This is a genomic window from Catenulispora rubra, from assembly GCF_015356825.1.
In the GTDB taxonomy this organism is placed as follows: domain Bacteria; phylum Actinomycetota; class Actinomycetes; order Streptomycetales; family Catenulisporaceae; genus Catenulispora; species Catenulispora rubra.
Map to the genome: position 1 here is coordinate 1 of NZ_JAACYW010000333.1, position 12,098 is coordinate 12,098.

General features: G+C 72.8%; 2 protein-coding genes. Both read left to right on the forward strand.

From position 1 onward, the window contains the following. The coding region (locus GWK61_RS47150) for a type I polyketide synthase (RefSeq protein WP_194919597.1) at nt 1-8,321 on the forward strand (8,321 nt) is incomplete at its 5' end. Nucleotides 8,322-8,382: 61 nt separating this feature from the next. Continuing rightward, nucleotides 8,383-12,098, forward strand: a 3,716-nt coding sequence (locus GWK61_RS47155) for a type I polyketide synthase (protein WP_228564106.1), incomplete at its 3' end; no start/stop codon positions are given.

The following is a 12,098-nucleotide window of genomic DNA, read 5'->3' on the forward strand; positions in this document are numbered from 1 at the left end:
CCCCTGGAACCCCCGCCGCCGACGAACCGATCGCCATCGTCGGCATGGCCTGCCGCTTCCCCGCCGGCGTGGCCGACCCCCAGCAGCTGTGGGAACTCGTCGCCGCCGGCGTCGACGCGGTCACCGACTTCCCCGACGACCGCGGCTGGGACTTGGAGCACGTCCACCACCCGGACCCCGACCACCTCGGGACGACCTACTCCCGCCGAGGCGCCTTCCTCGCCGACCCCGCGGGGTTCGACGCCGGCTTCTTCGGCATCTCGCCCCGCGAAGCGCTGGCGATGGATCCGCAGCAGCGCCTGCTGCTCGAAGCCTCCTGGGAGGCCGTCGAACACGCCGGCATCGACCCGACGACGCTGCGCGGCAGCGCTGTCGGGGTCTTCGCCGGCGTCAACGTCCAGGACTACGCGCTGCGGCTGCACGAGTCGCCGGACCTCGTGGAGGGCAACCGCATCACCGGCGGGTCCACCGCCGTCGTGTCCGGGCGCGTCGCCTATTTCCTCGGCCTGCGCGGCCCGGCACTCACCCTGGACACCGCGTGCTCGTCGTCGCTGGTGACGATCCATCTGGCGGCGCAGTCGCTGCGCTCGGGCGAGTCGAGCCTGGCCCTGGCCGGCGGCGTCACGGTCATGACCGGAACGGACGCGTTCGTCGACTTCTCCCGCCAGCGTGGCCTGGCCCCGGACGGCCGGTGCAAGTCGTTCTCGGCGTCGGCCGACGGCACCGGCTGGGCCGAGGGCGTCGGGGTCCTGCTGTTGGAGCGGCTGTCCGACGCGGTGCGCAACGGCCACCGCGTCTGGGGTGTCGTCCGCGGCTCGGCCGTGAACTCCGACGGCGCGTCGAACGGCCTGACGGCACCGAACGAACTGGCCCAGCAGCAGGTGATCCGGGCGGCGCTGGCGAACGCGGGCCTGGGCCCGGCCGACGTCGACGCGGTGGAGGCGCACGGGACCGGCACGATCCTCGGCGACCCCATCGAAGCCCACGCGCTGATCGCCACCTACGGACAGGACCGTCCCGGCGCCGAGCCGCTGTGGCTGGGGTCGGTGAAGTCGAACATCGGGCACACCCAGGCCGCCGCCGGGGTGGCCGGAGTGATCAAGACGGTCATGGCGATGCGGCACGGCGTGCTTCCGCGCACCCTGCATGTCGGCGAGCCGACGCGGCACGTGGACTGGGCCTCCGGCGCGGTCGGGCTGTTGACCGAGGAACGGCCGTGGCCGGACCTGGGCCGGCCCCGCCGGGCCGGGGTGTCGGGGTTCGGGATCAGCGGGACCAACGCGCACGTGATCATCGAACAGGCCCCTGATGAGGTGGTCGTGCAGCCCGCCACCCCGCAGCCCGCCACCCCGCAGCCCGCACAGAGCGCGGCGGTCGCGGCCGTCGCCGACACGCCTGTCGGAACTGCCACTCGGCAGCCCGCACAGAACGCGGCCATCGCGGCCGTCGCCGCCCTCGCCGACGCGCCTGTCGCGACCGGTGCCGCACTGCCCTGGCTGCTGTCCGCAGCGAGCGCCGAAGCGGTCCGCGACCAGGCGGCCCGCCTGGCGGCGTTCGCGCGAAGCCGTCCCGACGTGCGCGATCCCGACATCGCGCACGCCCTGCTGACCTCCCGCACGATGTTCCCGCACCGGGCGGCGGTCGTCGCCCCGGACGGCGACCGCGACCGGTTCCTCGCCGGCCTGGACGCCCTGGCCGGCGGCGCGCCGCTGCCGCCGGACGCGGTCCGCGACGCTCGGCGCTCCGGCGAGCCGGCGTTCCTGTTCACCGGCCAGGGGAGTCAGCGTCCTGGTATGGGCCGCGAGCTGTCCGAGCGCTTCCCGGTCTTCCGGGCCGCGTTCGACGAGGTCTGCGCCGCGGTCGACAGCCGGCTCGCTGACCACGTGAGCCTTCCGCTCCGAGACGTCGTGTTCACCTCGGAAGGCTCCGACGCGGCCGCGCTGCTGGACTCCACCGTCTATGCCCAGTCCGCGCTCTTCGCGACCGAGACCGCTCTCTACCGCTTGTACGAGTCCTGGGGCGTGCGGCCCGGCATCCTGGCCGGGCACTCCGTCGGCGAGGTGACCGCGGCCCACGTCGCGGGCGTGCTGTCGCTGGACGACGCCGCGGCGATGGTGGCCGCGCGCGGCCGGCTGATGCAGGCCATGCCCGGCGCCGGGGTGATGGTCGCGGTGCAGGCCGGGGCGGACGAGGTGGCGCGGTACGTCGCCGCGGCCCCCGGTTCGGTGGCCGTCGCGGCGGTCAACGGCCCGGAGTCCGTGGTCCTGGCCGGCGACGCCGACGCGGTCGCCGAAGCCGTCGCGGACCTCGCCGCGCGCGGCCACCGCAGCCGGCCGCTCCGGGTCAGCCACGCCTTCCACTCCCCGCACATGGACGGGATGATCGAGCGGTTCCGGGCGATCGTCGCCGGGCTGACGCTCAGTCCGCCGACCATTCCCGTCGTGTCCGGACTCACCGGCGACGTCGCGACGCCGGAGCAGCTCTGTTCCCCCGACCACTGGGCCCGACAGGTTCGCGGCACGGTGCGGTTCCTCGACGTGATCCGGACCCTGCACGCCGAGAACACGACCACGTTCGTGGAGCTCGGCCCGGGCGGCGTTCTCACGGCGCTGGCCGAGCAGGCCCTGGACGGCCAGACCGGATCAGCGCTCTGCTTCGTCCCCTCGCTGCACCGGCCGGACGACGAGGCGGTCGGCGTGGTGACGGCCGCGGCCCGGCTGCACTGCCGGGGCATCGCAGTGGACTGGGATGTGCTGTTCGGCCGCTCCGTCCCGGCGCGGATCGAGGGGCTGCCCACCTACGCGTTCCAGCACCGGCGCTACTGGCTGGACCCCGCCGAGCCCGCTTCCGGTGTCGCCGCCGTCGTCGCGACGCCCACCGGGTCGCAGGCCGGGTCGCAGACCGCGGGCCCGGACGCGGTCCGGATGCCTGCGGGCTCCTTGGCGGCGCAGATCGCCGATCTGAGCCCGGCCGACCAGCATCAGCGAGTGCTGCGTCTGGTGGTGGCCGAAGCCGCCGCGGTTCTCGGCCACGGCGAACCGGTCGACGCCGAGCGGGATTTCCGCAGCCTCGGTTTCGACTCGCTCGCCGGGGTGCGGCTCCGGACGCGGCTGCAGGACGCCGCCGGGATCGCCCTGCCCGCGACGCTCGTCTTCGACTACCCGACGCCGCTGGCGCTGGCCGGGTTCGTGCGCGCTGAGTTGCTCGGCGAGTCGTCGGGCGGGCTCGCCGGGGTGGCCCGCGGCGTGGCCGGCGTGGCCCGGGACGCCGGCTCCGAGCCGATCGCGATCGTGGGGATGGCGTGTCGGTTCCCGGGCGGGGTGACCTCGCCGGAGGACTTGTGGGACCTGGTTGCCGCCGGTGGTGACGGGATCTCGGGATGGCCGGTGAACCGGGGGTGGGATCTGGAGGGTCTCTATCATCCGGACCCTGATCATCCGGGGACGTCGTATGCGCGGTCGGGCGGTTTCCTGCATGACGCGGACTTGTTCGACGCCGGGTTCTTCGGCATCTCCCCGCGTGAGGCGTTGGCGATGGATCCGCAGCAGCGCCTGATGTTGGAGGTGTCCTGGGAGGCTCTGGAGCGGGCCGGGGTGGATCCGGGCACGCTGCGCGGCGCACCCGTCGGTGTCTTCACCGGCCTGGTCAACCACGACTACACCAGCCGGGTTGACAAGGTCCCCGACGACGTCGAGGGCTACCTGATGAGTGGTGGCGTGGGCAGCGTCGTGTCCGGCCGGGTGGCGTACTTCCTCGGGCTGGAGGGCCCGGCGGTGACGATCGACACCGCGTGTTCCTCGGCCCTGGTGGGGCTGCACTTGGCGGCCCAGTCGTTGCGCAGCGGGGAGTCTTCGCTGGCGTTGGCCGGCGGGGTGACGGTGATGGCGACGCCCGAGGCGTTCGTCGGCTTCTCGCGGCAGCGGGGGCTGTCTCCTGACGGCCGGTGTAAGTCGTTCTCGGCGTCGGCGGACGGTACCGGTTGGTCCGAGGGCGCCGGCGTGCTGTTGCTGGAGCGGCTGTCGGACGCAGTGCGCAACGGACGCCGCATCTGGGGCGTGGTCCGCGGCTCGGCGATCAACCAGGACGGCGCATCCAACGGCCTGACCGCGCCGAACGGCTTGGCACAGCAGCGAGTGATCGGGGCAGCGCTGGCCGACGCGGGTCTGGGCTCCGCCGACGTGGACGCGGTCGAGGCCCACGGCACCGGCACGATGCTGGGCGACCCCATCGAGGCGCAGGCGCTGCTGGCGACCTATGGCCAGGGTCGCGACGGTGCCGAACCGCTGTGGCTGGGATCGGTGAAGTCGAACATCGGGCACGCACAGGCTGCGGCGGGGGTCGCCGGCATCATCAAGATGGTCATGGCGATGCGGCACGGGCTGTTGCCGAAGACGCTGCACGTGGACGAGCCCAGCCCCTTCGTGGACTGGGCGTCCGGGGCGGTGGAACTGCTGGCCGAGCCGCGGGCGTGGCCGGAGCTGGAACGGCCGCGGCGGGCCGCGGTGTCGGCGTTCGGGGTCAGTGGGACGAACGCGCATGTGATTGTGGAGCAGGCTCCGGTGCCGGTGCCGGTGCTTGCGCGCGTGCCGGAGCTGGAGCTGGAGCCTGCGCGCGAGCTGGAGCTGGTGCCTGCGCGCGAGCTGGAGCCGGAGCTGGAGCCGGTGCCTGTGCCGGTGCCGGAGCCGGTGCCTGCGCGCGAGCCGGAACTGGGGCCGGAGCCGGTGCTTGCGCGCGAGCCAGTGCTGGAGCTGGCGACTGTGCGCGAGCCGGAGCGCGAGCGGGAGTTGGGGCCTGCGCGCGAGCTGGAACTGGCGCCTGCTGGTCAGCCGATATCGGTGCCGGTGCCGGTGGTGGTGTCAGGTCGGGGCCGGTCTGGCTTGGCGGGGCAGGCCGGGGCGTTGGCGTCGTTTCTGACCGAGCGTGCTGAGCTTCCGTTGGACCAGGTCGCATCGGCGCTGGTGCGGGACCGGGCTGCACTGTCCGACCGCGCGGTGGTGCTGGCGGCCGACCGCGGCCAGGCACTCGACGCGCTGGAGGCGCTGGCCCGAGGCGAGTCGTCCGAGTCGGCGATCACCGGTGAGGTGGTGACCTCAGGCCGGCTGGCGGTGCTGTTCACGGGCCAGGGGAGTCAGCGTCCGGGCATGGCGCGGCGGCTGTATGAGCGGTTTGCGATGTTCCGCGAGTCGTTTGATGCGGTGTGTGCGGCCTTGGACGCGGAGCTCATTGGTCATGTGGATCGGTCGGTCGCAGAGGCCGTATTCGGTACTGATTCCGAGGTCTTGGCCCAGACAGTGTTTGCTCAGGCTGGGTTGTTTGCCGTTGAGGTAGCGCTGTTCCGGCTGGTTGAGGGTTGGGGCGTGCGCCCGGAGTTCGTCGGTGGTCATTCCTTGGGCGAGCTGACTGCGGCGCACATCGCCGGGGTGTTGTCACTGCCGGATGCCGCGGCGTTGGTGGCGGCGCGTGGTCGGCTGATGCAGGCGTTGCCGGATGGCGGCGTGATGGTGTCGGTGGCTGCGGGGCTGGAGACGGTGTCGCCGTTGCTGGTTCCGGGTGTGGACGTGGCTGCGGTGAACGGCCCTGCCTCGGTGGTGCTGTCCGGCGCGGCCGAGCCGGTGCAGCAGGTGGTCGCGGCACTGAGCGAGCAGGGCATCAGGACTCGATCTCTGGTGGTGTCGCACGCGTTCCACTCGGCCCTCATGGAGCCGATGCTGGCCGACTTCGAGGCGGTCGCGCGCCGACTGGAGTACCACGAGCCACAGATCGGCCTGGTCTCGGCGGTGACTGGTGAGGTCGCCGATCCGAGTCTGGTGTGCGATCCGGAGTACTGGGTGCGCCACGTGCGACGGCCGGTGTTGTTCGCCGATGCGGTCCGGGTTTTGGCCAGCGCAGGCGTGTCGACATTTCTTGAGCTGGGCCCCGACGCGGTGTTGTCGGCGATGGGCCCGCAATGCGTGAACGACCCGGAACAGGTGGCGTTTATCCCGTCTCTGCGCGCTCGCGACAATGACGACGCGACGAGCGTCCTGACAGCGCTGTCCGCCGCATACGTCCGCGGGACTGGCGTCGACTGGACGACCGTCCTCGAAGCCCCCAGCCCCACCTCCGCCGAACACCTCGACCTGCCGACCTACGCATTTCAGCGTCGACGCTACTGGCTGGAGGACGTGGCGCCCGGTGTCCCTCAGCGCGACGCGGACGAGACCCGGTTCTGGCAGGCCGTCGAGAACATGGACCTCAATGCCCTGACGAAGGTCCTGGCCGACGCCCAGCCAGGAGAACCCGCCGACCCCGACACGATCGGCCCCGCCCTGGCGACGCTCTCCGCCTGGTGGCGCGGCCGCAGCGGCGGTACGGAGTCGGACCGGCTGCGGTACCGGGTCTCCTGGTCCCCGATCGCACCGTTCCAGGCCACCGCCGCTCCCACCGGCACGTGGCTCGCCGTGATCCCGGACGGTGACAGCAACGGCGACAGCAGCAGCAGCGCGGCGGCCGCCGACGCCCTCCGGACCACCGAGGCCCTGTCGGCCCGCGGCCTACGCATCAAACTTCTGCGATACTCCGACGTCAAGCCGGTCGGCCTGCCCGCAGCGGTGCGGACGGCCCAGTCCGAGATCGGCGAAATCGCCGGAATCCTCTCCCTACTGGCCCTGGACACCCAGTCCCAGCCCGACACCGCAGTCCTCACCCAAGGCGCCGCCGCGACGCTGGCCCTGCTGCGCACGCTCGGCCAGCTGCCCTCCGGCGTCCCGCTGTGGTGTGCGACCAGCGGAGCGGTCGGCGTCGACTCCGCCGAACCGGTCCGCAACCCCGAGCAGGCCGTCGTCTGGGGCCTCGGCCTGGCCGCGGCACTGGAGCACCCGGACCGCTGGGGCGGGCTGGTCGACCTGCCGTCGGCGCTCGACGACCGGGCCGCGCGCCACGTCGTCGCCGTCCTGACCGGCGCGGCTGGTGCGGCCGGCGCGGCCGGTGCGACCGGTGAAGACCAGGTGGCGGTGCGCGCCCAGGGCCCGCTGGCCCGGCGGCTGCTCCGAAGCCCGCGCCGCAGCGGATCACCGCGCCGCGACTGGCGCCCGCGCGGCACCGTCCTGGTGACCAACGGCACCAAGGGCCTGGGGCGGCACGTCGCCCGCTGGCTCACCGAGGCCGAGCACCTGCTCCTGACGGCCGCGCCGGAGGAGGCCGACAGCGCGCAGACCCGCGAGTTCGTGGCCGAACTCGCCGCCGCCGGGGTGAAGGCCACCGTCTCGGTCGCCGACATCACCCGGCCGGAGGGGATCGCCGCCCTGCTGGCCGAGGCGGAGGGCCTGCCCGAGCTCACGGGGGTCGTGCACACAGCGGACCTCGCGGGCCAGGCCGCGGTCGCGGCCACCGGGCACGCCGAGCTGGCCGGGATGCTGACCGCCAAGGCCGACCCCGCGCGCCTGCTCGACGAAGCCCTCGGCGACCGGCCCCTGGACCTGTTCGTCCTGTTCTCCTCGGTCGCGGGCGTCTGGGGCGGCGCGGGCCAGGGCGCGGCCGGCGCGGTCAGCGCCTACCTCGACGCGCTCGCCGCGCGCCGACGCGCCCGGGGCCGCACCGCGACCGCCGTGGCCTGGGGCGTGATCGACGGCATCGGCGTCGCCGCCGATCCCGCGGCGCAGGAGCAGCTGCGGCGCCGCGGCGTGCTGGCGCTCACTCCCGAGCAGGCGATGCGCGCGCTGGGCGCCGCGGTGCGGCAGGACGACGGCGTGGTGGCCCTGGCCGACGTCCAGTGGCCGGCATTCCTCGCCGCGTTCACCTCCTCGCGGCCCAGCCCGCTGCTCGCCGATCTCCCCGAGGTGCGCCAAGCGGCGCAGGCCTCGGCCGCCGCGGAGCAGGAGGCCGCGCCGGCCGGGTCCCGGCTGGCGGCGGATCTGCGCGGGGCGGTCGGGGCCGAGCAGATCCGCGTCCTGACGAAGCTGGTCCGACAGAGCGCCGCCGAAGCGCTCGGCCACACCTCGCTGGACGAGGTCAAACCGCGCCGCGCGTTCCAGGAGATGGGATTCGACTCGCTGGCCGCGATCACCCTCCGGAACGCCTTGTCGGCCGCGACCGGCGACACGCTGCCGGCGACGTTGATCTTCGACTATCCGACGCCCGCCACCCTCGCGGCGTATCTGCGCGAACGGCTGGTCGAGGAGGCGGATCAGGACCCTGACGAGAGCGGGCCGGCGCGCCCGAGCGCCGACACACCCGTCGTCCACGGCTTCGACGCGGCCGCCGCCGAGGCCGAACTCGGCCTGATCGACGAGATGAGCGTGCTGGACCTGGTCCAGCGGGCCCTGGGCGGCACCGATGCCTGAGCCCGGCCCGGCGCGGCGCCGGCCCACCCCCGAAGCACTGGAACGGACGGGAGACAACCCGATGGACGCCCAGGTCGTCGAGGCCCTGCGGGCTTCGGTCAAGGAGAACGCGCGCCTCAAGCAGCAGTACGACCGCGTCGTCGCTGCGGGCTCCGAGCCGATCGCGATCGTGGGGATGGCCTGTCGGTTCCCCGGGGGCGTGACTTCGCCGGAAGGGCTGTGGGATCTGGTCGCCTCCGGCGGAGACGGAATCACGGAGTTCCCGGTGAACCGGGGGTGGGATCTGGAGGGTCTTTATCATCCGGACCCTGATCATCCGGGCACGTCCTACACGCGGTCGGGCGGATTCCTGCACGACGCGGACTTGTTCGACGCCGCGTTCTTCGGCATCTCCCCGCGCGAGGCGCTGGCGATGGATCCGCAGCAGCGTCTGATGTTGGAGGTGTCCTGGGAGGCGTTGGAGCGAGCCGGGGTGGATCCGGACACGCTGCGCGGTAAGCCGGTCGGCGTCTTCACCGGGATCGCGTTCCACGATTACGGCGTCGGTCTGGACGAGCTTCCCGACGGCCTCGAAGGGTTCGTGCTGACCGGCGGCGCGGGCAGCGTGTTGTCCGGCCGGGTGGCGTACTCCCTAGGGCTGGAGGGCCCGGCGGTGACGCTGGACACGGCGTGTTCGTCGTCGCTGGTCGCGGTCCACCTGGCCGCGCAGTCGCTGCGCAGCGGGGAGTCCTCGCTGGCACTGGCCGGCGGCGTGACGGTGATGGCGGCTTCCGACGCCTTCGTGTGGTTCTCGCGGCAGCGGGGCTTGGCGCTGGACGGCCGGTGCAAGTCGTTCTCCTCGTCGGCCGACGGCACCGGCTGGGCCGAGGGTGCCGGGGTTCTGCTGCTGGAGCGATTGTCGGACGCGGTGCGCAACGGACGCCGCATCTGGGGCCTGGTCCGCGGTTCGGCGGTGAATCAGGACGGCGCGTCGAACGGTCTGACGGCGCCGAACGGCCCGTCGCAGCAACGGGTGATCCGCGCGGCGCTGGCGAACGCGGGTCTGGGTCCCGCTGATGTGGACGCGGTGGAGGCACACGGCACCGGCACGACGTTGGGCGATCCGATCGAGGCGCAGGCGTTGTTGGCGACGTACGGACGCAAGCGAGGCGACGCTGAGCCGCTGTGGCTCGGATCGGTGAAGTCGAACCTCGGGCACGCGCAGGCTGCTGCCGGTGTGGCCGGGATCATCAAGATGGTCATGGCGATGCGGCATGGGGTATTGCCCAAGACGCTGCACGTGGATGCGCCGACGCCGCAGGTGGATTGGTCCGCGGGCGCGGTGGAGCTGCTGACCGAGGCACGGCCCTGGCCGGAGGCCGATCGGGCGCGCCGAGCGGGTGTGTCAGGGTTCGGGGTCAGTGGGACCAACGCGCATGTGATCATCGAGCAGGCTCCTGAGAGAGTCCCTGCCCAAGTCCCGGAGCCGGCGCCTGCCGGTCTGTCGGTGCGTGCGCGCGAGCCGGAGTCGGAGCTTGCTGGTCTGCCGGTGTCGGTGCCGAAGCCGGCTGGTCTGCCGGTGCCGGTGCCGGTGCCGTTGGTGGTGTCGGGGCGGGGCCGGTCTGGTTTGGCGGGGCAGGCCGGTGCGCTGGCGGTGTTCCTAAATGAGCACGCTGACCTTCCGTTGGAGCAGATCGCATCGGCGTTGATACGCGATCGGGGTGCGCTGTCCGACCGTGCGGTGGTGATTGCGACCGATCGGGCCGACGCGGTCGCCGCGCTGGAGGCGTTGGCTCGGGGTGAGTCGGCGTCGGGGGCCGTCGTCGGTGCCGCAGTCGATGACGGTGTGGTCGCGGTGCTGTTCACGGGCCAGGGGAGCCAGCGTCTGGGAATGGCGCGGGGGCTGTATAAGCGGTTTGCGATGTTCCGCGAGTCGTTTGACGCGGTCTGCGAGGCATTGGATGCGGAGCTTGCCGGTCATGTGGATCGGTCCATCGCAGAGGCGGTATTCGGCGCGGATCCTGAGGTCCTGAATCAGACAGTGTTTGCCCAAGCGGGGCTGTTCGCCGTCGAGGTGGCGCTGTTCCGGCTGGTTGAGCGCTGGGGCGTGCGGCCGGAGTTCGTAGGCGGCCATTCCTTGGGCGAGCTGACCGCGGCGCACATCGCCGGAGTGTTGTCGCTGCCGGACACCGCCGCGCTCGTGGCGGCACGTGGTCGGCTGATGCAGGCGTTGCCTCCGGGCGGCGTGATGGTGTCGGTGGCCGCGGGGCTGGAAACCGTCGCGCTGTTGCTGGTTCCCGGTGTTGACGTGGCGGCCGCGAATGGTCCGGCCTCAGTCGTGCTGTCCGGTCCGGCCGAGCCGGTGGAGCAGGTCGTGGCCGTGTTGACGGAGCGCGGGGTCAAGACCAGGTCGCTGGTGGTCTCGCACGCGTTCCACTCGGTCCTGATGGAGCCGATGCTGGCCGAGTTCGAGGCCGTCGCGCGCCGCTTGGACTACCACGAGCCGCAGATCAGCCTGGTCTCAGCGGTGACCGGCGAGATCGCCGACCCGACTCTGGTCTGCGATCCGGAGTACTGGGTGCGCCATGTACGCCGGCCGGTGTTGTTCGCCGACGCGGTCCGGGCTTTGGCCGAGGCAGGCGTGTCGACGTTCCTTGAGTTGGGCCCCGACGCGGTGCTGTCGGCGATGGGCCCGGAGTGCGTCGAGGCCCCCGAGCAGATGGCGTTCGTACCGTCGTTGCGGTCCGGCCAGGACGACCTCACCGCGATGCCGACCGCGCTCGGTGCGCTGCACGTGCGCGGTATCGCAGTGGACTGGTCCGCACTGCTGACCACCGACTCCGCCGGCCCGGCCGCCGGCGACATAGACCTCCCCACCTACGCCTTCCAACACCAGCCCTACTGGCTGCACGGCCGTCCCGGCTCCGGCGACCCGGAGTCCCTCGGCCTGGCCGCCGTGGGCCATCCGCTGCTGGGAGCCGTGATCGAGGATCCGGCTTCCGGAGACGTGTCCTTCTCCTCCAGGCTGTCGCTGCGCGATCAGCCGTGGCTCGGCGACCACGCGGCCGCCGCGGCCGGCGGGGTGATCGTGCCGGCGGCCGCGCTGGTGGAGCTGGCCGTGCGAGCCGGGGACGAGGTGGGGTGCGCGCTGCTGGCCGAGTTGGTGATCGAGGCGCCGATGGTGCTGCCGGCGCAGGGCGGTGTGCAGGTGCGTGTGGAGCTCGGCTCGGCCGGCGGCGACGACGGACAGCGGGCTCTCACGGTGTGGGCCCGGACCGACCAGGCCGAGCCGGGGACGGCCTGGGTCCGGCATGCCACCGGTCGCCTGGCCCCGCAGACTCCTGTCACCGAGCCCGACCTGACCGCCTGGCCGCCGCCCGGAGCGACACCGGTCGAGGATGCCACAGGCCTCGCCTACGGCGAACTGGCCGACGCCGGTTACGGATACGGCCCGGCGTTCCGAGGGCTCCGCGCTGCCTGGACTCGTGGCGAGGAGATCTTCGCAGAGGTCGAACTCCCCGAAGCGGCCGGGTCCGCCGACGGCTACACGCTGCATCCGGCGCTCCTGGACGCCTGCCTGCACGCCACCATCTTCGCCGGCAACGGCGCCGACCGCCGCCTCAAGCTCCCCTTCGCCTGGACCGACGTCCGCATCCAGGCCGCCGACGCCACCAAGCTGCGCGTCCGCCTCATACCGCAGGGTCCTGACACCTACCGCATCCACCTGGCGGACGCCGACGGAGTCCCGGTGGCCTCCGTCGCGGCACTGGAAACACGCCCCGCCACCCCCGCGACACC